Origin of the sequence: Nocardia sp. NPDC052112 (assembly GCF_040680135.1) — a bacterium.
GTDB lineage: Bacteria > Actinomycetota > Actinomycetes > Mycobacteriales > Mycobacteriaceae > Nocardia.
This window is the reverse complement of sequence record NZ_JBFAWD010000026.1, coordinates 60,683-86,142: the sequence shown is the minus strand read 5'-3', so window position 1 is coordinate 86,142 and position 25,460 is coordinate 60,683. Positions and strand designations below refer to the sequence as shown.

The window sequence follows — 25,460 nt, the reverse complement described above, 5'->3', positions numbered from 1 at the left end:
AGTCGACGACACACCGAAAAATCTACTCGCACTGCGCGCCCAACGTCGGACCTTCCGCAATCGACCCGCACAAATCCGCAGCAAACCCCGCACGAATCAAGATCAGGTGGAAACTGTGGCGGCATCGCCCGAGAAGACCCCACCACCATGTCCACCTGATCTTGATCGAAGGCACTGTCGAGGTTTGCTCGGAAATCTCAGTGCAGGAACGGAACTCAGTGGCCGGAGCTGCGGACCCCGAGTAGCACGTCCTCCCAGGACGGCATCGGCGCCTTCCCCCGCTTGCGGGCTGTCTTCGCGGGCGCCTTCTTCGGCGCTTCTTCGGCGGCGGGCTTCGCGGCAGTCTTCGAAGCCTTCGAAGGTGCGGCGGGTGCGGAGGCGGTACCCGCACTTACCGGAGCGCCACCGGTCGGAGCGTTATTCGTTCCGGCAGTGGCCGAAGTGGAAGTACTCGCGGCCGGAATGGCATTCGTGCTGGCGGCGGGAATGGCATTCGTGCTGGCGGCGGGGATAGCGGCGGCCGCACCGCCCGCGCCGACCGGCGTGCCGTTACCGCCGGCCGCGACGGACCGCTGCTCGTAGTATTCGTCCAACGTCGGCTGGGTCCGCGCCGGACGTGTCTGTGCCGCTGCGGCCTCGCGCGCCGGACGAGGTTCGGCCGGGCGAGTTTCCACCGGCCGGGTCTCTACCGGTGGTTCGGGCACTGCGGGCGCCTCGATCTCCGCCTGCGGCGGGAGGATGGTGGCGAGACCGCGCAGGGCACGGCCGAAATCGGGATCGATCAGATCCGAGGCCGGATCGTCGAGTGGGGAAACCGATCCGCCGTGTGCGTCAGGCTGGTAGCGCCAGTGCGCGGCGATCTCGGAACGCCCGTTCTGCCACTGCAATTGCGCGACCCAGAAGCCCTTCTCGTCCTTCCATGCGTCCCACTCGGCATTCTCGAGTGTGTGCCCGCGCTCGGTGAACGCGGCGGTGACGATATCGATGAGAGTTTCCACGGCCGGACCATCGGCGCGCACCGGATGTGCCTTCTGCGCGAGTTCGGCGGCGCGGGCGCGCTCGAGCAGCACCGGATAGGCGAAGCGCTCCACGCGACTCAGCGGCATACCGGATTCTTCGGTGACCTGTTCAACGGATGCCCCGGCACGGATACGAGCTTGAATATCGCGGGGACGCATAGTTGCTTCCATCTCGATCTCAATCTGGCCGAATCGGGCAAGGTCTCCGCGTGCTGCGGCTCGAAGCTTGTCGTCGGCGGGCAGCCGGTACTTGGTGCCGGTCTCGGTGTCGATGCACACGATGTGCGTGGAGTCGGGCGTCACCCCGATCACTCGAAGTTCACGCACCGTTACCTCCTTATCGCGTCGGCTCGCGACACCGCCCACTTTCCGAAACAGTAGTGCACTACTGATGATCTCGCGGCAAGACACGCGGGGCGGAAATCTGCGAAAGATCCTCCGCGCCCCGCTAATCTGCTCTATTCAACTCGCAGCACCGGATTGCACGGCGTGTCGAAAGTGGGCGTGTCGCAATGACCGAGCTCGATTACCCCAGTTTTTCGACAACCCAGTCGATGCTACGCGTCAGCTGCGAAACATCTTCGGGGTCGATGGCGGGGAACATGCCGACGCGCAACTGGTTGCGGCCGAGCTTGCGGTAGGGCTCGGTGTCGACGATGCCGTTGGCGCGCAGCACCTTGGCGACGGCGGCCGCATCGACCGAGTCGGCGAAGTCGATGGTGCCGACGACCTGTGAGCGGTGCGCCGGATCCACGACGTACGGGGTGGCGAAGGAACTCGACTCGGCCCAGGAGTACAGCCGCGACGACGAATCCAGCGTCCGCTTGACCGCCCAGTCCAGACCGCCGTTGCCGTTGATCCACTCGATCTGGTCCGCGAAAAGCAGCAGGGTGCCCAGAGCCGGGGTGTTGTAGGTCTGATCCTTGGTGCTGTTGTCGATGGCGATCGGCAGCGAAAGGAAGTCCGGGGTCCAGCGACCCGAGGCCTTGATCTCCTCGACCCGGGCCAGCGCGGCCGGGCTCATCAGCGCGACCCACAGGCCGCCGTCGGAGGCGAAGCACTTCTGCGGTGCGAAGTAGTAGACATCGGCATCGGTGATGTTGACCGGCAGACCGCCCGCGCCCGAGGTGGCGTCGATGGCGATCAGCGCGTTCTCCGACCCCGCCGGACGCTGCACCGGGATCGAAACACCGGTGGAGGTTTCGTTGTGCGCCCAGCCGATGAGGTCGGCCGACGGGTCCGAAACCGGCTCGGGCGCACTGCCCGGCTCGGCCGAGACCACGATCGGATCGCCGATGAACGGGTTGCCCTTGGCCACCGCGGCGAACTTCGAGCTGAACTCGCCATTGGTCAGGTGCAGCGAGCGCTCCCGGATCAGGCCGAAGGCGGCGGCATCCCAGAACGCTGTGGTGCCACCGTTGCCCAGCACCACCTCGTAGCCGTCGGGCAGCGCGAAAAGCTCGCGCAGGCCGCTGCGCACCCGCGCGACCACATCCTTGACCGGCTTCTGCCGGTGACTGGTTCCGAACACCGAGGCACCGACGGACACCAGAGACTGCAACTGCTCCGGGCGCACCTTGGAGGGGCCACAGCCGAACCGTCCGTCGGCGGGCTTGAGATCGTCGGGAATGATCGGGAACTCAGCGGTCATGGCCAACAGGGTAGACGGTGGTATTGCTGTGACTCTGACCACACTCCAGCTAACGTTGACGCCCATGAACCTGGCGTCGGCTAATACGGGGTGGCGAGCGCGCAGTAGGGGACCGCGGAACTTCGGACTGCGCGCGGGTGCGTTATCGGATGCGCAGCGGCGCGAGTTGCTCCTGCGCGGCGTGATCGGCTCGGCAACAATCCTCGGTGTGCGCCCTCGGCGCAATGAACCCGGACACGTCTTCTGGGTTCGAGTGCAGGTCGAGGGCGCGTTGCCCTACGAAACCCGGGTACGGCAGCGGATGCGCGAGGACGACCTGGAATGGATGCAGCCCGGTGACGTGATCGGCTGCCGAGTCGATCCGGGCGATCGCGACCGTCTGGTGCTGTACGTGCCCGATATCGCCGAGACCGTCCGGGCGAGCATTTCGAAGATCCTCTCCAACGGCCGCCGCGCCGATGCCACCGTGCTCGCCGCCGCACCGGTCGCCGCCGACTACGCCGGTCGCGACGATCCGGTGCTGCGCCTGGACCTGGAACTGCGCGCCTGGGACGAGGAGAAACCGTGGCGTGTGCGCCTGATCCAACCGGTACCGCTGGCCGCGATCGGCCTCGTCGATCTCGGCCAACATCTCGAGGTCGCCTTCTTCACCGTCGACCGCGGCGAATCCGTCGCGGTCGACTGGCTCGCCTCCCTCGGCGAGGATTAGCGAGGCGGCTCGGTGCCCGAGCCGCCTGTCGCTAACTCGTGGCTTTCACCCGGGTCAGTGCATGTCCGGTCAATGCGATGAGCGCCGTCTTGGCGGACTCTCGATCCCTGGCGTCGATCATCATCACCGGAACATCGTCGGATAGCGAGAGGGCATCGCGGATGGCCTCCTCGGGAAACTTGGGTGCCCCCTCGAATTCGTTGACCGCGACCAGGAACGGTAGGCCGAGCTCTTCGAAATAGTCGACCGCAGCGAAACTTTCGTCCACCCGACGGGTGTCGACCAGCAGGATCGCGCCGATCGCACCCAGGCTGAGGTCGTCCCACATGAACCAGAATCGGTGCTGGCCAGGGGTGCCGAACAGGTACAGCACCAGATCGTCGGACAGGGTGATCCGTCCGAAATCCATGGCCACCGTGGTGGTCGTCTTATCCGGGACCGCCGAGGTGTCGTCGATTTCGGAGCTCAGATCGGTCATCAGCGCTTCGGTTTTCAGCGGAACGATATCTGAAACCGCGGCGACCAGCGTGGTTTTGCCGACCCCCATCTCGCCGGCTATCACGATTTTCGCCGAGACCGCGCGGGACGGGGCTTCGGGTGGTGCTTGTTCAGGTGCGGTCATCGAACATCCTCGGCTGCAAGGGGTTTCAACTTACCAGTGGCTCTTCCGTCACGTACCCCCCGTTGATACCGGTTCAATCCTGTGCGGATTGCATCCGGGTCGCGGCGCGTGCTCGCCGCCGATTCCGTTGCCGCCGACCCCGATTCGGCCCCACCCGGCACCAACTGATTCCCTGGATCTCGTTTCGGTAGCCCGGAGGTCGTCCTTTCTGTGATCTGCGCATCCGCCGCCCGCTGTGCCGCGGACCAGCCTTCATCCGCCGCCGAATGCCAATTCGTCAAAACCGGTAGCTCCCCTGTAGTCGGATCAGCCAACCACGCCGACATCATGCCAGCGAAAATCGGCGTCGCCGCTGCACCCTCGGTGTGCTGCGCCGACCCGTTCGAAGTGGATTCGACGGACTCCGTCGAATCATCATCCACGGAGTCGAACATCGAGGTCGTCTCGGTCACCCGCTCCTGCGGTCCGGTCGGGGGACCCGAAGCTGCCGCGCTCGCGGACGGCGGCGCAGCAGCCGCCGCGGTGGTACTCGGTGACTTCGCAGCAGCCCCGCCTGCTTTGCGACGTCCCTTGCGATTGACCCCCGGAACCCGTTTCGGCAGACCATAGCTGGTGATCACCGGCGCTGCCGCGGGTGCATCGGTCGCAGGCTCTGCCGGCTCTTCCGATTTGGGTACCGACGGCGGCGGCGCACCGATCCGCCGTTGCGCGGGTGCGGGCTTGGCGAAAGGCGGCACCGTCTTGGTAGTCGGCTTGGCAATACCTGCGCCCGCCTCGGCCGTCGCCTTGGTGCCGAGGGCGTCCCGATGCACCGGAATCACCGGCTTCAGCGTCGTCGGATCATCCGAATCCTGGGATGGCACCTCGATCAGCGCGGGCGGAATGTGCAGACTCGCGGTGATTCCCGGACCGAGCGCACGATCGTGGGTCCGGCGCAGGCGAACCGTGATGCCGTGCCGCTCGGCGAGTTTGCCGACCACGAACATGCCCATCTGCCGGGTCGCCGCGACGGTGATCGTGGTCGGTGTCGCCAACCGCTTGTTGATCTCGTTCAGTTCATCCAGCACGATGCCGATGCCCTCGTCGACGACCTCGATGAGCAGGCCGCCCTCGGAGGTCCGGCTGTAGGCGAAGGTGACATCGCTATCGGGCGGCGAGGCCCGCAGCGCGTTCTCCAGCATCTCCGCGATCAGATGCACGACATCGGTGGCCGCGATACCCGCGACCCAACCATCGGGTGTCGCACCGGATTTGACCCGCTTATAGTCCTCGACCTCGGAGACCGCGGCGCGCAGGACATCACGCACCTCGACCGGTCCGGACCGATCGTGGCGCGACCGGGTGCCGGCCAGCACCAGCAGATTGGCGCTGGTGCGCCGCATGCGCGCGGCCAGGTGGTCGAGCCGGAAGAGCTGGTCGAGGCGCTCGGGATCCTTCTCCTCGAATTCGAGCGCTTCGATCATGCTGAGCTGGCGCTCCACCAGCGTCTGGTTGCGCCGCGCCATGGTCTCGAACATGTCGTTGACCTGATCGCGCAGCAGTTGCTGCTGTGCGGCCAGTTTGAGAGCCTGGGTGTGCAAACCGTCGACGGTGCGGGCGATTTCGCCGATCTCCTCACCGGTGTGCACCGGCACCGGTTTCACCTCGATGTCCTCGAGCTGGGCGCCGCGCATGATCCGCTCGACCTCGTTCGGCAGGTCCTGCTCCGCGAGTTCGTTCGCACCTGCCCGCAGTCTGCGCAGCGGCTGCAGCAGCGAGTGCGCGACCATCAGCGCGAGGGCGAGTGCGGCGACCACGGTCCCGAGCACCACCAGGGAGGCCTGAATGGCCGCGGATCGAGCCGCGGCGACCTTGTCGTCGACATCGTGAATGACGCCCTGCACGATCTGATACGTCAATCCGATGAACACATCCCGTGATTCGATGGCCATCCGCCGCATCGTCACCAGGTCGACGACGTGTGTGTGCATCGCGACCTCGATCGCGTCCTTGCCCGCGAGGTTATTGGGGCGCACCACTCGATCCAGGTCGGCCTCGGCCGCGGGCAGTACCCGCTCGATCGCATCGATCGCGGCCAGGAAGCGCCCTTGCACGGTATGGAAGCTCTCGACTTCGGACGGCTGTTGGATCGCCGTCATGGCCGCCATCAGCCAGTTGAAGCCCTCGACCTTGCCGACCAGCACATCGGATAGCTGAGCTTTCGCGGCCACGATCGAACCGACGCCGATCGGGGTCAGCAATTTGTCCACGGTGCCGATGGCGTCGGTGACGATCGCATTGTTCAGCTCGACGGCCTTCACCGGATCGCCGCCGCCCTTACCGCCCGAGCGGATGACCTCGCTGGTCGCGGTCATCTGCTTCAGCGCCCTGGCGACCGTGGCATCGATGCCCTTACGTTTCGCACGCAGCGTGGCTTCGGTAATAGCCGTTGACAATTCGACCAGGTCCTGGTCGGTGGTGGTGCCGTAGACCTGCCCGCCCGCGACGGTCGAGGCCGCCGATTCGAGTGCGGTGATCGCCGGAATATCGGAGATGCGATCGGCCGCATTGTCGTATTCGGAGTAATCGCGGAAGAAGACCGTCAGGCGCAGACCACCGAGCAGAATGGCCGCGGCCAGCGGAAGTGCAACGGCCGCGCCGACTTTCCAGCGGACTCGCCATTGCTCGAGATTCCGCCATCGAGTGTGCGCGAAGACTCCCTGCGCCACCCTACATACCGCCTTCCGCTCGGATCAGGCCGATCCGGTCACCTCGCGCTGGCGAAATGTCCGGTGCACGGCTGTGATCCGTCTCACCATTGTTATTCGAGCGACCGGCAGGCGGTCGGCTGACATCGGGATACCAGTCAGCATCGGTACCATACTGGCTCCCCGCCGGGGGTTGCGCGTTAATGGCGCGATCCCGGAGACGTCCATTCCATTCCGTGATCTTCGGCCTCGCGATTCGCCGGGACGACGGCGTGCCGACCCGGACTACGGGTGGCAACGGTGCTCAGAGATGGACAAAAGTGAACCCCGCCGATCGCAGCGCGGGCAGCGCCGCCGTCATTCCGGCGGCCGTTCCGGAATTCGGTCGGTGCATATGGGCCAGCGAGATCGCACCGGGCGCGGCGGCTTTCAGCGCATTCTGCACCTGCGCCGCGCTCGCGGTGGCGCCGTAGTCGGCATTGATACTGAAACCGACCGGCCGCTCACCCAACTCGTTGACGATCGCGACCGCGACGTCGTCGTAGTGTGCGGTACCCGCGCGGAAGAACCGCGGCGGTTTGCCGAGCAGGGTGGTGAGCCGTTCGTGGTTGGCCCAGACCTCGTCGACGGCCTCCTGTGGTGAGCCGGTGCCCGGGATTTCGTAGGCGGCCCGGCCGGTCACCGAGAGCGGCTTGTGTGCCACACCGTGATTCGCCAACTCGAACAGCGGATTGGCCGCCAATTGCGCGGCGCGACCGGGATTCGCATCGATCCAGCGTTTGTTGAGGAAGAGCGTGGCCGGAATCTGCTGGGAGATGAGCAGGTTCAGCAATGTCTCGTCGATATCGTTATTGCCGGGCCCGCCGCACGCGTCGAAGGTGACCGCCATTTGTTTGCCGGTCGCCGCGAAAGTGCTGGTGATGCCGTCCATCTGCATGCCCCACCGCGTCGGCTGCGCACCCGCGTGTCGGGCGGCCACCGCAGCCGGGGAGTTGGCCGCGGACACCTGCTGCCCGGGGGATCTCGGAATGGCCTGCACGTCAACGGCGTTCGCGGTCGTTCTCGATTGCGTGGTAGTCGTATTGCCCTTATCCGCGCTGCAACCTGCGACGAAAGCCGCAGCCGCTGCGCCGAATCCGATCAGCCGCCGCCGCGACACATTCCTATCCAGCATTCCCCGTTAACTCTCTATTCCAGCCATTCCCCCCGGATGCTACGCGAGCTGTGTCGTCGGCCGCGCGTGCAAGGTCGCCGCGAACAGCCGGACACCGTGGTGGGCAACGGATTCCACCACGGTGATTAACCAGGGCGTTGGTGTGCTAAACGTGCGCGACCGCGGACCAGCCCGCGACGTCCTGGGGCTGGCGGGGGCCGGGGCCGGTGTAGATGGCGGCCGGGCGGACCAGCTTGCCCAGCTGCTTCTGCTCCAGGATGTGGGCACACCAACCGGCGGTGCGGCCACAGGTGAACATCGCGGGCATCATGTGCGCGGGGACCTCGGCGAAGTCCAGGATGACCGCCGCCCAGAATTCGACATTGGTTTCGATGGCGCGGTCCGGACGACGCTCGCGCAGTTCGGCGAGTGCGGCCTGCTCCAGCGCGGCGGCGACCTCGAAGCGCGGGGCGTTCAGGCGCTGTGCGGTGGCGCGCAGCACGCGGGCACGCGGATCCTCGGCTCGGTAGACCCGATGGCCGAAGCCCATCAGCTTTTCCTTGCGGTCCAGGATGCCCTTGACCAAAGCGCGTGCGTCACCGGACTTTTCGACGGATTCGATCATCGGCAGCACACGTGCGGGCGCGCCGCCGTGCAGCGGACCCGACATCGCACCGATCGCACCGGACAGCGCCGCCGCGACATCGGCGCCGGTCGAGGCGATAACCCTGGCGGTGAAAGTGGAGGCGTTCATGCCGTGCTCGGCCGCGGAAACCCAGTAGGCGTCGATCGCCTCGGTGTGCCGCGGATCCGGATCGCCCTTCCAGCGGGTCATGAACCGCTCGGTCACCGTCGTGCACTCGTCGATCTTCTTCTGCGGCACTGCGGGCTGGTAGATGCCGCGCGCGGACTGCGCGACATACGACAGCGCCATCACCGAGGCGCGCGCCAGATTCTCCCGCGCGGTCTCGTCGTCGATATCGAGCAGCGGCTGGTAGCCCCAGATCGGGGCGAGCATGGCCAGTCCGGCCTGCACGTCGACGCGCACGTCACCGGTGTGCACCGGCAGCGGGAACGGCTCCGCCGGCGGCAGGCCGCGGCCGAATTCACCGTCCACGAGCAGTGCCCACACGTCGCCGAAGGTCACCCGCGAACCGACCAGATCTTGGATGTCGACACCGCGGTAGCGCAGCGCGCCGCCGTCCTTGTCGGGTTCGGCGATATCAGTGGTGAATGCCACCACGCCTTCCAGGCCGCTGACGAAATCAGGGGGTACGGCGGTCTGCCCACTGGGCACCGCATGGCTGGTAGTCATGTTGTGACTCTCCTTGCACTTCGGTTCGCATGCTCTCGTCGATGAGGGGTGTGGCTCGCCGAGCACATGCCGATCAACAAAACCTTAGCTCCCTGCTACCGCGGAGTAACGTCTGGCCCATGCGTGACCTGGACAATTCATCTCTCGGTCAGGAAATGGCCGCAAATGATCGGGTGCTGTTCCCGGCGACCGATCTGGCCGCCATGCGAGTCGACTACGGCGGCGTGCCGTTCGGCAGCGGTGAGGACACCGATCTGGACGAAACCTGGCTGGCAGGCGGCTGGGAGCCGCTGCTTCGGCACTGGGTCGAACAGGCCACCGCGGTCGGCATCGCCGAGCCCAATGCCATGGTGGTCGCGACCGTGGCGCTCACCGAAGCCGGACCGCGTCCGGTCGCCCGGACGGTGCTGTGTAAAGGCCTCTCGCCGGACGGTGTGACTTTTTACACGAATTACGACTCGGCCAAGGGCAACCAGTTGGCGAGTGTGCCGTTCGCGGCCGCGACCTTCGTCTGGCCCGCGCTGGGCCGACAGGTTCACGTACGCGGGCCGGTCGAGCAGGTCTCCGCCGAAACGACCGCCGTCTACTGGCGCTCCCGCCCGCGCGATTCGCAGCTGGGTGCCTGGGCCTCGCGCCAGTCCCGGCCGATCGCCTCGCGCGCCGAACTCGATCGCACCCTTGCCGAGACCACCGCACGCTTCGCCGATGTGGACGAGATACCGGTGCCGCCGCACTGGGGCGGCTACCTGATCCGCCCCGACGAGGTGGAGTTCTGGCAGGGCCGACGGGGTCGGCTGCACAACCGGATCCGGGTGCGGATCAGCGGCGAGGCCATGGTGGTCGACCGACTACAACCCTAGAAAAAATCGTGGCGACCCCAACATTGTTGAGCCCCTGACCGACTCATTACGCTGCGGTCGGTGAAACTGCTCGCCGACACCACCCCGCTGCGCTATCCGGACTTCCGACGGCTGTGGACCAGCAACATCGTCACCGTCATCGGTTCGCAGTTGGCCGTGGTTGCCGTCCCGCAGCAGATATTCGAGATCACCGGCAGCTCCGGCTATGTCGGTCTGGCCGGACTGTTCGGCCTGATCCCCCTGATCGTGTTCGGTCTGTGGGGCGGCGCGCTGGCCGACGTGATGGACCGGCGCAAGCTCATGCTCATCACCAACTGCGGCACCGGTGTCACCGCACTCGCGTTCTGGGCGCAGGCCGCCGTCGGACTCGACAATGTCTGGATCGTGCTCGGCCTCTTCGCCCTACAGCAGGCGCTGTTCGCGGTGAATCAGCCGACCCGCAGCGCCGCCATTCCGCGGTTGCTGCCCACCGAACATCTGGCCGCGGCAAGTGCGCTCAGCATGACCGTGCAGCAGACCGGCGCCATCGCCGGACCGGTGCTGGCGGGCGTGCTGATTCCCGTTGTCGGCCTGTCGACGCTGTATCTGATCGATGCGATCGCGCTGCTCGCCACCATCTGGGCGGTATGGCGGCTACCCGCCATCGCGCCGACCGGAACCGCGCGCAAGGCCGGATTCCGCACTGTCCTGGATGGTTTCGCCTATTTGGCGACCCAGCGCATCCTGCTCGCGTCCTTCGTGGTCGATGTGATCGCCATGGTCTTCGGCATGCCGCGCGCCCTCTATCCGCAGATCGCGCACGAGACCTTCGGTGACCCGGCCGGCGGCGGTGTCGCGCTCGGTCTGCTGTTCGCCGCCATGTCGGTCGGCGCGGTCCTCGGCGGGGTGTTCTCCGGCTGGATCTCACATGTGCGCCGCCAGGGTCTGGCGGTGGTGGTCTGCATCGCGCTGTGGGGGCTGGCCATGGTCGGCTTCGGCGTCGCCGTCGGCTGGACCGGTCACGGCCTCGGTATCGGGCCCGGACTGTGGATCGCGTTGGCGTGCTCGGCCTTCGGTGGCGCGGTAGATATGGTCTCGGCCGCGCTGCGGATCGCGATGCTGCAGACGGTCACCACCGACGAGATGCGCGGCCGCCTGCAGGGGGTGTTCATCGTGATCGTCGCGGGCGGCCCACGCATCGGTGATGTTGCCCACGGTTTTGCCGCGGCGAGCCTGGGTACGGCGGTTGCCGCGGCTGGCGGCGGTGTGCTGGTCGTTATCGGGGTGGTGGTGGCTGCGCTCGTGTTCCCGGCGTTTGTGCGCTATCGCGTCGCCAGGTCGCCGTCGGTGCCGGTGTCCGGTTGAGTAGCAAACCTCACCGGACGCGATGTTGTTTGTGAGCTCGGTCGGTGGGCACCCTCGTTCTCGGGCCGCGCGAGCAGCGACTAGCGTCTAGGGGAGAGCACCGCCGTGCCGACCGCACCCCGATGCCGACGGTCCTAGCCTGAGAGGGATCCTTCCGTGCCCGAAAATGACCACATCAATGACGCCAAGCCGGTTCTGAGCTATCCCGGCGGCGAATATGCCATGACGATCGCCCAAGCCAACGAGGGCAACGACGGCATCGACCTCGGCAAAATGCTGGCCAGCACCGGGTATGTGACCTACGACCCCGGATTCATGAACACCGCGCCGACCAAGTCGGCGATCACCTACATCGACGGTGAAGCGGGCATCCTGCGCTACCGCGGCTATCCGATCGACCAGCTCGCGGAGTCCTCGACCTTCATCGAGGTCAGCTATCTGCTGATCTACGGCGAGCTGCCGACCCAGGCGCAGCTCGACGAGTTCACCGACCGGATCCGCCGCCACACCCTGCTGCACGAGGACCTCAAGCGGTTCTTCGACGGCTTCCCGCGCAACGCGCACCCGATGCCGGTGCTGTCCTCCGCGGTGAACGCGCTTTCGGCGTACTACCAGGACTCGCTGGACCCGAAGGATCCCGAACAGGTCGAGCTATCGACCATCCGACTATTGGCCAAGCTGCCCACCATCGCGGCCTACTCGTACAAGAAGTCGGTAGGCCAGCCCTTTCTCTACCCGGACAACTCGCTGAGCCTGGTGGAGAACTTCCTGCGGATGACCTTCGGCTTCCCGGCCGAACCCTATGAGGTCGATCCGGAGATCGCCGCCGCGCTCGACATGCTGCTGATCCTGCACGCCGACCACGAGCAGAACTGCTCCACCTCGACCGTGCGCCTGGTCGGTTCCTCCGACGCCAACCTTTTCACCTCCGTCTCCGGTGGTATCAACGCGCTGTGGGGCCCGCTGCACGGCGGCGCCAACCAGGCCGTGCTGGAGATGTTGGACGGTATCAAGGCCGAGGGCGGCAACGTCAAGGACTTCATCCGCAAGGTCAAGAACAAGGAAGACGGTGTGAAGCTCATGGGCTTCGGGCACCGCGTCTACCGCAACTACGACCCGCGCGCCTCGATCGCCAAGAAGCACGCCGACGCGATCCTGTCCAAGCTCGGCGGTGACGACGAATTGTTCGATATCGCAAAGTCTCTCGAAGAGGCCGCGCTGACCGACGAGTACTTCATCTCGCGACAGCTGTATCCGAACGTCGACTTCTACACCGGTGTCATCTACAAGGCGATGGGCTTCCCGACCCGCATGTTCACCGTGCTGTTCGCCATGGGGCGGTTGCCGGGCTGGATCGCGCACTGGCGGGAAATGCACAGCGAGCCTTTGAAGATCGGCCGTCCGCGCCAGATCTACACCGGTTACGGTCACCGCGACTACCACGAGATCAACAGCCGCTAATTTCACACCCGATTCACCATCACCTATCGAAGGGGATAGCCGAATGACCAAGCCGGAGATCGAATTCCAGGCGGGCCCAGCTCCCACCGAGCTGGTTATCAAGGACATCGTCGAGGGCGAGGGCGCTGAGGCCGTGCCCGGCGGCACCGTCGAGGTGCACTATGTCGGCGTGGAATTCGATTCCGGCGAGGAGTTCGACTCGTCCTGGAATCGCGGCGAATCCATCAGCTTCCCGCTGCGCAACCTGATCCAGGGCTGGCAGGACGGCATCCCCGGCATGAAGGTCGGTGGCCGCCGCCAACTGACCATCCCGCCGCAGCTCGCCTACGGCCCCGCCGGCGCCGGCCACAGGCTCTCCGGCAAGACCCTGGTCTTCGTGATCGATCTGATCGACGTCATCAACTGACACGAATCCCGAACCGCGGCCCGTGCTCTCGAAGAGCACGTGCCGCGGTCGTTCTAGTTGCGGACCACCTCGACGGGGTCGGTGAGTGCCAGTGCCAGCGCTGATTGCTGGGCGCTACTACGCTGCGGCAGCGCCGCGACGGCCTTATCGGTCTGGGTACTGAGGTTGGTGACGATCTGCTGGAGCTGTGTGACGCCGCTGGTGAGTTGGCTTATGGCGCTGACCAATTGAGCGCCGCCCTGATCGGCGAGCTGCGGTAGCCCCTCGGCGAGCTTCGCGCCCTCGGCCAATTGCGCACTGGCACCGGTCAATCGGTCCACCACGGTACGCAGCAACGTGCCGAGATCGGTGCTCGGATCCACCGCGCTGCCGACCAGATCGCCGAGACCGTTCAGCTGGGATCCGGCCTGGGCCGAAACATTCCGCAGCCCTTCGAGTTTGGCGATGATATCGGCGACCTGGGGATCGCCCGAGAAGGGCAGCGCGCGCATCAGCGGCAGGATCTGATCCAGACCGCCGCTCACCGTATTCGCGGTCTGCTGTACCTGACCGATCGTGACGCCGGTCGAATCCAATGCCGAGGCGAGTTGATTCGCCTGTGCCGCGGCACCGGAGACGGTCGAGTTCAGCAACGCGATGGCCGAAGTCAGTTGTGCCGAGCCTGCTTTGGCGTAGGTCAGAAAGCCGAGCAGTTGATCCGCGCCCGAGCTGAACTGATCGGCACCGGCGGCCGCGGCATTCACCCCGGCATTGAGCAGTTGGGTGGTGAACTGCACCGAGGTCATCTGGGTGCGCGCCTGGGCGACCGCCGCGAGGGCGGCATCGACACCGGTTGCGCCGACCCGGTGCGTCACCGTATTCACCGCGCCGTTCACCAGATTCGCATCCGCGCCCTTATGTGTATCCACCGTGACCTGCGCCCGCTTCGGCTGCGCACTCGCCAGTGTGCCCATGGCTTCGGTCAGATCGGCGGGCAGGGTGATCACCGCCGCGTAGTCATCCGCGTCGAGTTCACCCGGCTTGCCGACGGTCCACTCGTAACCGCCGCCGTCCTGCTGCAGGCCCTGCGCGATGCGGGCACCGGTCGGTCCGGTATCGGCGTTCACCAAGGCGATACCGCCGGGTGCACTGGATGATCGGGAGCAAGCGGTGACGGTGCCACCGAGCGCCCCGGCAAGGACAACGGCGACGGCGAGCAGGGCCCAGCGGGCGCGTTTTCCAATCACATCCGCCGACCCTAGGGTGCCGAATTGGCGTCGTTGCTGTCCGAACTCTGAGAGTTCGGTAAGGGCCGCAGCCGATTTCGTCGGGTCAGGGCAGCTCGGCGCCGGTGCGCTCCGCGGTCCGTTTCGCCTCGACCACCCGGCCGAAATCGAGTTTGACCAGTTGGTCCGCGTGGTGGAAGTAGCGATCGTCGTGGGTGATCACGATGACGGTCTTCCCGCGCTGTTTGAGCTCGGTGAGGATTTCCTGATAGAAGACGTCGCGGAACTTGGGCTCCTGATCGGCGGCCCACTCGTCGAAGACATAGATCTGCCGGTCCTCGAGCAGGGCGGTCAGCAGCGCGAGCCGTTTGCGTTGTCCCTGCGACAGATCGATGGTGGACAACCGCCCGTCCTGCACCGTCACCTTGTGCGCGATCTGCAACTGCTCGAGGTAGCGGCGCACCGCACCGTCGAGTCCGGGCCGATCGAAGCCAAGGTAGTCCTCGAACAGATGGAAGTCGGTGAAGATCGCCGAGGAGTTCTGCCGGAACCACTCGATGTTCTCGTGGTCGATCGGCTCGCCGTTGAGCGAAAGCGTGCCGGTCTGCGGCACATACAGTCCTGTGATCAGCTTGGCCAGCGTCGATTTTCCGCTGCCGTTGCCGCCGACGATGAACGTGATCTGCCCGGGTTCGAAGACCAGATCGAGTGGGCCGAGCCGGAATCCGGACTCGGCATTGCTCGCCTCCGGTGGCGGGCCGAGCGGCATCGGCCGGTTGTCGTGTCCGCTGTGGTCGACGAACCGATGGCCGTTGACATCCGGTTGCGGTCCACCCGGACGTGGACCCCGACCGGGCGGATGCGCGCCGCGTCCCGGCCCGCCGGGACCGGGCGGCGGCCCGCCGGGACCCGGCGGGAATGGCGGTGGCGGCTCCATCCGGTAGCTGTAGGCGACCTTCGTCAGCTCCAGCCGTGCCGAGTCGACGGGGGGACGGTCCTTGAACGGCAACCGCTCCTCGTCGTGCATGGTCTCCATGGACAGATTCATGGCGCGGATCTTCGCCAGCGCCACATCACCGCGCAGCAGATCCGGGATGCGGTGCATGAAGTTCTGCATCGGCATCGCCAGGAACGTCGTCACCAGGACATAGCCGACCATCACATCACGCGACAAGTCGAGCGGCGCGACCAGTACGAACAGGATCAGCGCCATGGTGCCGAGCTGCAACGCCTGGCCGAATCCCTGTGCCACCGAGAATTTGGATCCGGCATCGACATTCTGCGCACGCAGCGTCGCGGCCGAACCGAGCAGATGCCGCTGCATGAAGTCCCGGCGCCGCCCTCGATGCAGCTTCAACTCTTTGATACCGAGGGTCACGGCCTGGTACGACCGCAACAGCGCGTCCTCGTTCTCCCGTGCTTCGCGATAGATAGTGCGCACCCGCCCGAGAATCAGTTCGACACAGGCGATCCCGAGCAGTGTGCCCGCCACGGTCACCGCGAACAGCGGACCCGAGACCGCCAGCAGAAAGACGAAGCAGCCGACAATGGTGGCCACATCGATGCAGATGCTGGGAATGGCGGTCACCGCCTGCGACAGCGAGCGCACATCCTCGGTCAGTGTGGCCATCAGGCGGTGCATGCCGAGTCGTTCCAGATGCTCGAGCGGCGCCGAAACGATTCCGGAACTCAGATCCGCGCGCAGCCGGTAGATCGCCTCTTGGGCGAGGCGAATCAGCAGTACCTGCGACACCACGCCACTGACCACGATGACCAGCCCGGTGAGGGCGAAGCTCTGGATATCGACGTGCGGATGCGGTTCCGGCGACACCACACCCCGGATGAGGGTCACCAGATAGGTATTGGCCACACCGCAGATGAGGCCCGCGGCAATGACGGCCGTGATCCGCATCCAGGAGATCGAGATGAGAAATCGGATGAGTTGCATGGTTGCTGGGCTCCTGAGACCGGTCCGTATTACCGGCGAATGATGTCGAAGATCATGCCTTCGAGCGTGACCCCCGGCGCGAAGGAAAACGCCACACCGGTCGAGATCGGTTTCGGCGCATCCTGCCGAATCAGCCCACCCGTTGCCCGACCGCCACCCTCGATCGAATCGCCGAGCGACACTGCTTTTTCCAGCACGAAAATGAGCGATACGCTCAGCATATTGCCGAACCCGGCCAGCACATCCCAGCTCAGCGCGGCGCGCTCCGGTGCGATCCCGAGTGACCGCACGGACTCCTCGATGATCTTCGGCCCACCGGGATGGATCGCCCACAGATCGACATCGGACTTCTGCAATCCATTGCGCTGCAAGACCTCGGTGACCACGGGATCGACCCCGGTGTAGATGTACTCGGGCAGATTCTCCGACAGCTCGCAGGTGATGCCGTTCTGGTTGACACCGAGCACGATGCCGTCCTCGGCGCCGTCGAAGAGCTGGCTGAAGCTGTCCCGGATCACTACCTTGCCCGGCGCCAGCGGCTGCTGGACCTGACTCGCACCGATGACCACCGCCCCGCAGCCGTCACCGAAGAGGCTGTGGATGATCACATCGTTGACGTTGTCGTCGAAGACGGCGTTCACCGAGCTCAGCTCGATGCAGACGACCATCGCCTTCTTATCCGGATGCGCCCGAACATAATCCACGGCGGTCCGAATGCCGTTCATCGCGGCCGCGCACCCCATGAAGTTCACTACGACCCGACCGACCGAGGGCGACAGGCCGAGCTGCTTGACGACCGCGACGTCTACCCCCGGGGCGATGAATCCGGTGCTGGTCACGAAGACCAGCAAGCCGATTTCCGCCGCCGCATCCTCGACACCGGCGAGGGCACGGCCCGCGACATCGACGGCCAGCGGTACCGCGTGGCGGTAGAACAGGTTCATCCGGTCCCGGATCGTGCCGCGCACCCGGCCGAACCGTAGGAATTCGGGATCGAGCGGATCGACCACCAATCGGCGGCTGTCGATCTTCGTCTTCTGGTAGATCCGCGAAATCCGTGCCCGCTGCTGCGGATCGGTGAACAGCTCGGCCACCCGATCGGCGGCGCCCACCTGGTCGAAGAGCTGCGTCGGCGCACCGGTCGCGATGCTCTCGATCACGCCGACCGTGGTCGGCGGCGCCGGCGGCAGCCCGTGCTGCATGAGGGCGTGGCCGTGCTCGTCCCCCTGACGAGTCGCCGACGTTCCCTCATCGATAATGATTGACACGAAATTCTCCCCGTTCTTGTGAAAAATGGTGATCGGCGCCGCGGCTGTCCAGCGGTTCGATCTGTCGATCTCCGGAATCGACTCAGACCGTGCCGATTCCGGTGAAGCCCTGCACCGTGTACACCGCACAGGTTTTCAGCGCCCCCGGCGAGCAATGCTCGCGGATGAAGCCCCAATTCCGTTCCTCGGCTTCGCGCGAGGGTGACAAAAGGTAGGTGCGGCAGAGTTTCGGGAACCGATCGGTGAAGAAACTTTTCGCCGGTAGCCACTCGATGCCGAATTTCGCGGACTCCTCGCGCAGTACATCCTCGGTCGCGATATTGGCGAAACCACTGCGCTGGAACGGCAGGACGTGATGGACGCGATGCGAACTCAAACCGGCCGCGAGAAAGCAGTCGACATAACGATTTCCGATCACCTTCAGGTCGTAGGCCTGCTCCACCTGATGGACGGCCCAGTCCTCGGTATCGGAGGCGGGGAGTTCCTCGGTCTCCACCTCGAAATCATGGCTCGCGACAACCAGGAAGGTACTGATCCACAGCGTCACCACGAATTGCAGTGCCCAGGCCCAGAAGTCGCCCGCCAGTGTGAAGACCACCAACTCGCCGAGCAGTAGCGCGCGCACTCCGAACGAACCGATGAAGTGCGGCAGTGCGCCACCCCAGGTGCCGTACATATCTTTGATGCCGACTTTGCGGGTGAGGCGGCAGACATCGAGGAGTCGAATGGTCATGCCGGTCACCGTGTGCCCGAATTTATGGAGGGTGTGAATCGGCACCCGGTACAACCTGGGCACTCGCATCATCATGGTGAAGACGTTCTTCTTGATATCGACTTCACTTTGGGTATGCGGGTGGTGCAGCAGTGCGTGCCCGTCCGCGGTGACGAAAGCCAGTGCGACGTAATTGAAATCGAAGGTATTCGTATAGATCTTGTTGAGGCCCTTTTGCGCGCGATGGATCGCGTAGTGGCCGAATCCGGCCAGCGAGCTGCGCAGCAACACCATCAGGACGATGAAGACGGGCAGCGGCATCCAGCTGCGCTCGAACAGGCGCAGACCTTGCACCGCGAAGTATGCGACGGCCAGCACGGCGACCACGAGGTTGAAGATCGTGTCCATGCGCCGCAGTCGCGCGGCCAGCTCCGGCTCCCGCAGCCGCGCTTTGACCTTGTGCAGCAGATCATCTTTATTGTCGAATCGGTACTTGGGTGTGTCCTGCCAGCTGTCGAAACCCTCTTTGAACAAGAAGTCGGGTGCATTGGCCTTAGGATGGATGTCCTCGGGTAATGCGTTGCGCCCCAACGCATATCTTTCGAGCATTCGTCCGATTCGCTCGGGATCGCGGTGATAGGACCCGATGATCGAGGTGATATCGCGATTTTTCGTTCGCCCGATGAAGAACTCGCCGCCGGGATGTCTGGAGATCCAGTCGCTCAGATCGTAGGCTTTTCCGTTGTAAACCCACACATTCGACAGTTGCGGGCCACCGCCGGGAGGCGGGCCGGGCGGTCTGTGGAACTCCCGCTCCTCCGCTTCCGGCTGGCTGTTCGTCATCGCATTCCTCCGTGTCTGATCCGCGGTTCGGTGGCCGTTGTCGACCCCGGGGTTATGGCGTGTATCGCGGACAGGCGCGGGGGCGCTTCATCCGGCGAACCGGATGTCCCCCAAAGTCACACACACTGCCTGAGGTTTCGTGACAGCATCGTGCTTGCAACGCCTTACATCTCACTAAACAATCCCTTAACCCGGTAACTTTCGCGTCGGATTCCCCCCGATCTCTGCGAGAAGACCGAACCAAGGGTAACGTCAGCCCCCGCAGCATGCCCGGTTCGGTCGAAGTCCGGCTTCCCACAGCCGGGTCGAGTTGGCGTGTGGGACAGGCTAATCTGGCGGGCGAAATGCTGCACTACACCGGGCGGCAGCACCAGCTGTCCCCGTCAAACCATCCGGTCGTACCCGACCTCGCACTCTTCTGGGGGCAGAACATTGAGTGATCTGACAGCGCGAGCACGCATCTCGCACCGAATCCGATTTCGCCGACCGGGACTCGTGCCCGCCGTCGTCGCGGCGTCGATGTTCGCTGCACTGGTGACGGGCTGCGATTCCAGCTCCGATTCCAAGACCACCTCGTCCGCGCCGCCCTCGGGTCAGCTGCCCGATGCCGCGCAGATCGTGCAGGAGTCCGCAAGGACCACCCAGACCCTGCAGGCCGTGCACTTGAATCTGAAGGTGGACAACCTCACGACCCTTCCGGTCGAAAGTGTTTCGGCCGATGTGACCAACCAGCCGCAGGGTGCCGGTCAGGCGATCGGTGAGGCGAAGGTCCGTACCAAGCCCGAGGCCGACTTCATCCAGGCCAAGTTCCTGGTCGTCGACAAGGAAATGTACGCGCAGACCGGTAGCTCCTCCGCCTACGCCAAAATCGGTCCGGCGGAACAGATCTACGATCCGGGCGTCATCCTCGACAAGGACAAGGGTCTGGCCAACCTCATCGCCCAGGTGAAGAACCCGAAGGTGGAGGGGCGCGAGAAGGTCGACGGCACCGACACGGTCAAGGTGACCGGAACCATCGACTCCACGGTCATCGATCCGATCGTGCCCAAGTCGGGTGATCCGGCCGGCACGTTCCCGATCACCCTGTGGATCGCGGATGTCGCGCCGCCGTCGGGTTCGGCGTCGGCCCTGCCGTCGACGGCGGCCTCGCCGGGCACCGGCCCGAACCTGGTTCAGGCCGTTGTGAAGCGGGATCCGGGCACCATCAAGGTGACGCTGTCGGCATGGGGTAAGCCGGTCAAGGTCACCGCACCGCCGAAGTAAGGCGCGGATATCGCGAACCGGTCTGGGAACGAGTGACGGTGGCAGCAGCCGTACTCCGCACTCCCGGACCGGTTTTCGCGTTTCAGACGGTGGTTCGGCGCTCCGGAAGGTCTAGGACCAGGCGCACACCGCCGAGTGGGCTGTCATCGAAATAGGCTCGACCGCCGTGTAATTGGGCCTGTTGGGCCACCAAGGCGAGGCCGAGGCCGGAGCCGCCTTTGCTGGCTTGGCTGCCGCGGAAGAAGCGTTCGAAGACGGCGGTGCGTTCTTCGATGGGGATACCGCGGCCATTGTCGTCGACGGTGATCATTATGTGCCCGTTGGGGATTCGGTGCGCCGAGACGACCGCCTCGGTGGCGCGGCCGTGCTTGACGGAATTGGCCAGCGCGTTGTCGACCGCCAGGCGCAGTCCGGCGGGGAGGCCGCGGGTGATCAGTTCGGCGTCGGTATCGATGCGGACGGTCAGGCTCGGAAAGTGCCGCATCGCATCGTGAGCGGCTTGATCGCACAGATCGCCGACGTCGGTGTCGACGTGATCGCGTTCGTGGGTGAGGTCGCCCGAGGCGAGACGTTCCAACGCGGCCAAGGTGGTTTCCACGCGGCCCTGGCTGCGTTGCACGTCGGCGAGGATTTCGGCGCGTTGCGCCTCGTCCAGGTCGAGGGTGCGCAGCACCTCGAGATCGGTGCGCATGGCGGTGAGTGGAGTGCGCAGTTCGTGGGCGGAGACGGCGGCGAAATCGCGTGCGGTCTCCAGTGCGGCGGCGGTTTCGGCCTGTGCCTGATCCACCCGTTGCAGCAGGGTATTCACCGCTTCGGCGAGCTTTTCCGCTTCCCGGACCCCGGAGCCGTCGACCGGCGGCTGTGGATTGTCCGGATCGCGGTAGCCACTGCGCGCGCCGACCTGTCGGGTGAGATCGACGATCGGGCGCACCGCGCGCCCCGCGAGTAACCAGCCGAGTCCGGCGGCCGTGGCGATCGCCAGCCCGGCTCCGGCCAGGACCCAACGCTGTTGCTCGGCGGTGGTGCGGGCCGCGTCGGTGGCCGGAATGCCAAGGGAAACGACGCGTCCCGCGGGTTGGTTCTCGGTGGTGGTGAGTATGCGGAACGGGGTGCCGTTCACCGTGACGGTATGCGATCCGATCGGCTGTTCGGGCAGGCGGATCGGCGTGCTCGCCACGATCGTGTTGTTGTCGCGGACCGTCACCGCCATGTCGTAGGTCGGACCGACCAGTCCGAGTACGCCGACGGCCAGTACCGAATCGATGAGTACCAATCGCGAGGCGATGGTCAGCTGCTGGTCGGTCTGAGCCAGGTTGTTGCGTTCGATGGCCCGTGAGGAGATCACGCCGATGATCGTGACGATGATGATCGCGCCGACCGCGGCCGCACCGGCCACCCGGGTGCGAAGCGAAAAGGTGCGTCGCCGTCGTTTCCTGGGAGTCGCTGTGCTGGAAGGGATCGGCGGCGTCATCGCCAACTCACTTGGGTGCTCGCAGCACGAATCCGACGCCGCGGACCGTGTGCAGCAGCCGTGGTGTGCCCTCGACCTCCAGCTTGCGCCGCAGGTATCCGACGAAGACATCGACCACATTGGTGTCGGCGGCGAAGTCGTAGCCCCACACCAGTTCCAGGAGCCGCTCGCGGCTCAGCACCACACCCGCATTGCGGGCCAGGGTGGACAGCAGTTCGAATTCGCGCTTGGTGAGCTCGATTTCGCGGCCGTTCAACAGTGCGCGGTATCCGGCGACGTCGACCTCCAGCGGGCCGACCGCAATCGCTCCCGGCGTGGCCGGGGCGGGGACGTCCGAACGACGGCGCAGTAACGCCTTGATCCGCGCCACCAGTTCGGCGAGGACGAACGGCTTGGTCAGATAGTCGTCGGCGCCGGATTCCAATCCGGAGATCCGGTCGTCGACCGAGGCGCGGGCGCTGAGCACGCAGATCGGGACTTCATTGCCAAGGGCGCGCAGCGCCGTCACCACGCCCGCACCATCGAGCAGCGGCATATTCATATCGAGCACCACCGCGTCGGGTGCCCGCTCGGTCACGCTGCGCAGTGCTTCGGCACCGTCGCGGGCGACCCGCACCTGGAAGCCCGACAGGCGCAGGCCGCGCTCGACCGACGCGAGCACGTCCTCGTCATCGTCGACGACAAGGACGGTCGGGTTCGCGCTCCGCTCGCTCACATCACTCATTGTGCAGGCACGTGTCGCTCGAGTCGGTCAGCAAGCCGGGTGTGCCGTCAGTAGCTGTGGCAGGTTTCGGCCACGGTGCGGATCGTCTCGGCCAACCCGCCGGCCCGCGGGTCGTTCTCGGCGTCCTTGGCGGCGCCCGGGTTCTCGTCGATGGCGGCCTGGAGTTCGGCACGACGCTGTTCGACCGGCTGGTCGAACTTGCGCTGCAGTTCGGCCTTCTGGGTCGGATTCGCATCGAGCATGGCCGCCAGCTGCGGGGCCTTGGCGTGCAGCGCCGCATCGACCTGCGCGAAGGTGCAGTCGGAGGTCAGCAGTGGCCCGGCCAGTGTCATCGGATCCGCGGCCGCGATGGCCGGGGAGAGCAACACGGCCACGCTGGCCATGCCGCCCGCGGTGAGGGCGGCGGCGGCCGGGCGACTGCGGAAGAGCTTCATGGTGTGCCTCCAGATGTTCCAGGGGGTGCTGCGTCTTCGTTCGATGCTGTGGATCCAGCGTTGTAGACGCTATTGCCCGGCACTGGCACAGGTGTGAACTATTCCTGAGGATTTCCTAAGGAGTGAAACGAAAGGCGATCGCAAAGTTATGACGGCGCGATCGGATCGCCGTTGGGTGCAACGACTTCCGGGCCGGACGCCTGGGGACGGCTGGCCCGGATCTGTACCTCCAGTGCGGCGAGCACCGAGGCATCTTCGATGGTGGACGGGACCTCGTAGGTATCGCCCGCGGTGATCTGACGGATCGTCTTGCGCAGGATTTTGCCCGATCTGGTCTTGGGCAGTGCGGAGACGACGACGGCGTCGTGCAAGGTGGCGATCGCGCCGATCTGCTCGCGCACCCTGGCGATCAGTTCGTCGCGGAGCCGGTCCGCATCGATCTCGACGCCGGATTTGAGCACTACATAGGCGATCGGCCGCTGGCCCTTGAGTTCGTCGGGCAGGCCGATCACCGCGCATTCGGCGACGGCCTCGTGTCCGGCGATGGCGGCCTCGATGCTGCCCGCGGACAGCCGGTGCCCGGCCATATTGATCACATCGTCGCTGCGGCCGAGAACATAGAGGTACCCGTCATCATCGAAGTACCCGGAGTCGCCGGTGAGGTAGTGGCCGGGAAACGCCGACATATAGGAGCGTTGGAAGCGGTCTTCGTCGCGCCATAGCCCGGTTAGTGTGCCCGGTGGTAGTGGCAGGCCGATGACGATATTGCCCTCGGTGCCCGGTGCGACCGGATTGCCCTCGGCATCGAGCACCCGCAGCCGGTAGCCGGGCACCGGCACCGACGCCGAACCCGCCTTGATCGGAAGTTGCTGCAGGCCGAGCAGATTCGCGCAGATCGGCCAGCCGGTTTCGGTCTGCCACCAGTGGTCCACCACCGGGCAGTCGGGCCGATCCGCGAGCAGCGTTGCGCTGGCCCATTCGTAGGTGGCCGGATCCAGGCGTTCGCCGGCGCAGAACAGTGCGCGCAGCGACGACAGGTCGTGGCGGTGGGCGAGTACGGCGTCCGGATCGGCTTTCCGGATGGCGCGCAGCGCGGTCGGCGCGGTGAACAGCACGCGCACGTTGTGTTCGGCGACCACCCGCCAGTGTGCGCCCGCATCCGGCGTACCGACCGGTTTGCCTTCGTAGAGCAGCGTTGTCGCACCGACGAGCAGTGGCGCGTAGACGATGTACGAATGTCCGACGACCCAGCCGACATCCGAGGCGGCCCACATCACCTGGCCCGGCCCGACGTCGTAGATGTAGCGCATGGACCAGGCCAGGGCGACCGCGTGCCCGCCGTTGTCGCGGACCACACCCTTCGGCTTCCCGGTGGTGCCGGAGGTGTAGAGGATATAGAGCGGATCGGTCGCGGCGACCGGAACCGGATCGGCGGGCTGCGCATCGCGGACGGCGTCTTCCCAATCGAGCCATTGGGCCGCGACGGTCTGTGTGGAACTCGGCAGTGATTCGGTGGCGGGCTGCGGTGCCGAGAAGTGGATGGTCGGAAATTGCTGCCGCTGTTTGACGATCACGTGTCGGGGCGCGCTCGTCTCGGCAAGGTCCAGGGCCTGCAACACGATCGGCGGGTATTCGATCTTTCGGCCCGGTTCGAGGCCGCCCGAGGCAGTGATGATCAACACAGGTTCGGCATCGTCGATGCGGGCGGCGAGCTCGGGTGCGGCGAAGCCGCCGAAGACCACCGAATGCACCGCGCCGATGCGGGCGCAGGCCAGCATGGCGATCACCGCCTCGGGGATCATGGGCAGGTAGATGACCACGCGGTCACCCGTGCCGACCCCCAAACGCACCATCGCACCGGCGAACTCGGCAACCTTCGCGAGAAGTTCGGCGTAAGTGAAAACGGCTCTGGTGCCGGTCATAGCGGAGTCGTATATTAGGGCGGGCTGACCGGCCCGGCTCGCCTCGTCCGTAGTGTCGCCGCCGTGCACATGCCGGTCGAGGGCGTTGAAGGAGGTATTGAGGCGAGCGTCCGGAAACCACCTGGCCATCGAGCGTGCCGTGGTGTCGACGATCTGGGTCGGCGGGGTCACCCAGTCGATCGCCTCGGCCGCCTCGGCCCAGAACTCCGCGGGATCGACCAAGCTGGTCTGATAGACCGGCCGGTACGCCTGATACTCCGTCAATCCCGTGACTCCCTAGCCTCGCCTCTATGCCCGCCTCGATAGATCAGCACGATTGTGGCAGACTTCACGCGACGCCCGGGTGGGTGCCGCGACCTTTGGTTTTGTCAATTATCGGCAGGTCAAGGACCGTAACTACACTCAACGTCACCCAAGCTGTTATTGATCCGTTAGAATCTGAT

General features: G+C 65.5%; 20 protein-coding genes. 6 read left to right on the top strand and 14 right to left on the bottom strand.

Annotated features, from left to right (window positions below):
• Positions 1–215 precede the first annotated feature (215 nt).
• Together sepH and serC are read right to left on the bottom strand one after the other, a co-directional pair.
• The gene (gene sepH, locus AB0L58_RS35620; protein WP_364394211.1) at positions 216–1,346 is read right to left on the bottom strand and encodes a septation protein SepH; all 1,131 of its coding nucleotides are present in this window, start codon (positions 1,344–1,346) and stop codon (positions 216–218) included.
• A 199-nt stretch (positions 1,347–1,545) separates the two neighbouring features.
• A complete protein-coding gene (gene serC, locus AB0L58_RS35615; protein WP_364394208.1) occupies positions 1,546–2,670 on the bottom strand; it encodes a phosphoserine transaminase in 1,125 nt (374 codons plus the stop codon).
• A 64-nt stretch (positions 2,671–2,734) separates the two neighbouring features.
• On the opposite strand from serC, the gene AB0L58_RS35610 reads away from it, so the two are divergent.
• On the top strand, positions 2,735–3,379 hold the full coding sequence (locus tag AB0L58_RS35610) for a hypothetical protein (RefSeq protein ID WP_364394205.1): 645 nt from the start codon (positions 2,735–2,737) through the stop codon (positions 3,377–3,379).
• Between the two features lie 31 nt (positions 3,380–3,410).
• Here AB0L58_RS35610 and AB0L58_RS35605 read toward each other — a convergent pair whose 3' ends face one another.
• The 4 genes from AB0L58_RS35605 to AB0L58_RS35590 form a co-directional block, all read right to left on the bottom strand.
• Positions 3,411–4,001, bottom strand: coding sequence for an ATP/GTP-binding protein (locus AB0L58_RS35605; protein WP_364394203.1), 591 nt, complete (start codon positions 3,999–4,001; stop codon positions 3,411–3,413).
• A complete protein-coding gene (locus tag AB0L58_RS35600; RefSeq protein WP_364394201.1) occupies positions 3,998–6,709 on the bottom strand; it encodes an ATP-binding protein in 2,712 nt (903 codons plus the stop codon). The genes AB0L58_RS35605 and AB0L58_RS35600 overlap by 4 nt, the downstream gene beginning before the upstream one ends.
• 283 nt (positions 6,710–6,992) lie before the next feature.
• The gene (locus tag AB0L58_RS35595; protein WP_364394198.1) at positions 6,993–7,847 is read right to left on the bottom strand and encodes a polysaccharide deacetylase family protein; all 855 of its coding nucleotides are present in this window, start codon (positions 7,845–7,847) and stop codon (positions 6,993–6,995) included.
• Positions 7,848–8,007: 160 nt separating this feature from the next.
• Positions 8,008–9,156, bottom strand: a complete 1,149-nt coding sequence (locus tag AB0L58_RS35590; RefSeq protein WP_364394196.1) for a citrate synthase 2 — start codon at positions 9,154–9,156, stop codon at positions 8,008–8,010.
• Between the two features lie 155 nt (positions 9,157–9,311).
• On the opposite strand from AB0L58_RS35590, the gene pdxH reads away from it, so the two are divergent.
• The 4 genes from pdxH to AB0L58_RS35570 all read left to right on the top strand — a co-directional run bounded on the left by pdxH (position 9,312) and on the right by AB0L58_RS35570 (position 13,227).
• Positions 9,312–10,016, top strand: a complete 705-nt coding sequence (gene pdxH, locus AB0L58_RS35585; protein WP_364394299.1) for a pyridoxamine 5'-phosphate oxidase — start codon at positions 9,312–9,314, stop codon at positions 10,014–10,016.
• A gap of 60 nt (positions 10,017–10,076) precedes the next feature.
• Positions 10,077–11,360 carry an MFS transporter gene (locus tag AB0L58_RS35580; RefSeq protein WP_364394192.1) on the top strand — a complete coding sequence of 428 codons (1,284 nt, stop codon included), beginning with the start codon at positions 10,077–10,079 and terminating at the stop codon, positions 11,358–11,360.
• 156 nt (positions 11,361–11,516) lie between these two features.
• Positions 11,517–12,821, top strand: coding sequence for a citrate synthase (locus tag AB0L58_RS35575; protein ID WP_364394189.1), 1,305 nt, complete (start codon positions 11,517–11,519; stop codon positions 12,819–12,821).
• Positions 12,822–12,864: 43 nt separating this feature from the next.
• Positions 12,865–13,227 carry an FKBP-type peptidyl-prolyl cis-trans isomerase gene (locus AB0L58_RS35570; protein WP_364394187.1) on the top strand — a complete coding sequence of 121 codons (363 nt, stop codon included), beginning with the start codon at positions 12,865–12,867 and terminating at the stop codon, positions 13,225–13,227.
• A gap of 53 nt (positions 13,228–13,280) precedes the next feature.
• Here AB0L58_RS35570 and AB0L58_RS35565 read toward each other — a convergent pair whose 3' ends face one another.
• From AB0L58_RS35565 to AB0L58_RS35550, 4 genes are all read right to left on the bottom strand, one after another.
• Complete coding sequence (locus AB0L58_RS35565) at positions 13,281–14,453, bottom strand: hypothetical protein (RefSeq protein WP_364394185.1); 1,173 nt, start codon at positions 14,451–14,453, stop codon at positions 13,281–13,283.
• Positions 14,454–14,538: 85 nt separating this feature from the next.
• Positions 14,539–16,380: an ATP-binding cassette domain-containing protein gene (locus AB0L58_RS35560; protein WP_364394183.1), complete on the bottom strand. Its 1,842-nt coding sequence runs from the start codon at positions 16,378–16,380 to the stop codon at positions 14,539–14,541.
• Between the two features lie 29 nt (positions 16,381–16,409).
• Positions 16,410–17,582 carry a 3-oxoacyl-[acyl-carrier-protein] synthase III C-terminal domain-containing protein gene (locus AB0L58_RS35555; protein ID WP_364394297.1) on the bottom strand — a complete coding sequence of 391 codons (1,173 nt, stop codon included), beginning with the start codon at positions 17,580–17,582 and terminating at the stop codon, positions 16,410–16,412.
• Between the two features lie 148 nt (positions 17,583–17,730).
• The gene (locus AB0L58_RS35550; RefSeq protein WP_364394181.1) at positions 17,731–19,203 is read right to left on the bottom strand and encodes a cytochrome b5 domain-containing protein; all 1,473 of its coding nucleotides are present in this window, start codon (positions 19,201–19,203) and stop codon (positions 17,731–17,733) included.
• Between the two features lie 432 nt (positions 19,204–19,635).
• Here AB0L58_RS35550 and AB0L58_RS35545 point away from each other — a divergent pair, with 432 nt between their 5' ends.
• Positions 19,636–20,466, top strand: a complete 831-nt coding sequence (locus AB0L58_RS35545) for an LppX_LprAFG lipoprotein (RefSeq protein ID WP_364394179.1) — start codon at positions 19,636–19,638, stop codon at positions 20,464–20,466.
• Between the two features lie 82 nt (positions 20,467–20,548).
• Here AB0L58_RS35545 and AB0L58_RS35540 read toward each other — a convergent pair whose 3' ends face one another.
• From AB0L58_RS35540 to AB0L58_RS35525, 4 genes are all read right to left on the bottom strand, one after another.
• On the bottom strand, positions 20,549–21,937 hold the full coding sequence (locus tag AB0L58_RS35540; RefSeq protein WP_364394176.1) for a HAMP domain-containing sensor histidine kinase: 1,389 nt from the start codon (positions 21,935–21,937) through the stop codon (positions 20,549–20,551).
• Positions 21,938–21,944: 7 nt separating this feature from the next.
• Positions 21,945–22,661, bottom strand: a complete 717-nt coding sequence (locus tag AB0L58_RS35535; protein ID WP_364394174.1) for a response regulator transcription factor — start codon at positions 22,659–22,661, stop codon at positions 21,945–21,947.
• A 47-nt stretch (positions 22,662–22,708) separates the two neighbouring features.
• Positions 22,709–23,095 (bottom strand): hemophore-related protein, encoded by a 387-nt coding sequence (locus AB0L58_RS35530; protein ID WP_364394172.1) that lies wholly within the window; start codon positions 23,093–23,095, stop codon positions 22,709–22,711.
• Between the two features lie 146 nt (positions 23,096–23,241).
• The gene (locus AB0L58_RS35525; protein WP_364394170.1) at positions 23,242–25,281 is read right to left on the bottom strand and encodes an AMP-binding protein; all 2,040 of its coding nucleotides are present in this window, start codon (positions 25,279–25,281) and stop codon (positions 23,242–23,244) included.
• Between the last annotated feature and the right edge of the window lie 179 nt (positions 25,282–25,460).

What these genes read in the sequence shown, in the direction of transcription:
- AB0L58_RS35555 (WP_364394297.1), bottom strand. Translation starts at nt 17,582, where the DNA reads ATGCAGCACGGGCTGCCGCCGGCGCCGCCGACCACGGTCGGCGTGATC.
- AB0L58_RS35570 (WP_364394187.1), top strand. Translation starts at nt 12,865, where the DNA reads ATGACCAAGCCGGAGATCGAATTCCAGGCGGGCCCAGCTCCCACCGAG.
- AB0L58_RS35605 (WP_364394203.1), bottom strand. Translation starts at nt 4,001, where the DNA reads ATGACCGCACCTGAACAAGCACCACCCGAAGCCCCGTCCCGCGCGGTC.
- AB0L58_RS35560 (WP_364394183.1), bottom strand. Translation starts at nt 16,380, where the DNA reads ATGCAACTCATCCGATTTCTCATCTCGATCTCCTGGATGCGGATCACG.
- AB0L58_RS35535 (WP_364394174.1), bottom strand. Translation starts at nt 22,661, where the DNA reads ATGAGTGATGTGAGCGAGCGGAGCGCGAACCCGACCGTCCTTGTCGTC.
- pdxH (WP_364394299.1), top strand. Translation starts at nt 9,312, where the DNA reads ATGGCCGCAAATGATCGGGTGCTGTTCCCGGCGACCGATCTGGCCGCC.
- AB0L58_RS35550 (WP_364394181.1), bottom strand. Translation starts at nt 19,203, where the DNA reads ATGACGAACAGCCAGCCGGAAGCGGAGGAGCGGGAGTTCCACAGACCG.
- AB0L58_RS35540 (WP_364394176.1), bottom strand. Translation starts at nt 21,937, where the DNA reads ATGACGCCGCCGATCCCTTCCAGCACAGCGACTCCCAGGAAACGACGG.
- AB0L58_RS35590 (WP_364394196.1), bottom strand. Translation starts at nt 9,156, where the DNA reads ATGACTACCAGCCATGCGGTGCCCAGTGGGCAGACCGCCGTACCCCCT.
- AB0L58_RS35610 (WP_364394205.1), top strand. Translation starts at nt 2,735, where the DNA reads ATGAACCTGGCGTCGGCTAATACGGGGTGGCGAGCGCGCAGTAGGGGA.
- serC (WP_364394208.1), bottom strand. Translation starts at nt 2,670, where the DNA reads ATGACCGCTGAGTTCCCGATCATTCCCGACGATCTCAAGCCCGCCGAC.
- AB0L58_RS35530 (WP_364394172.1), bottom strand. Translation starts at nt 23,095, where the DNA reads ATGAAGCTCTTCCGCAGTCGCCCGGCCGCCGCCGCCCTCACCGCGGGC.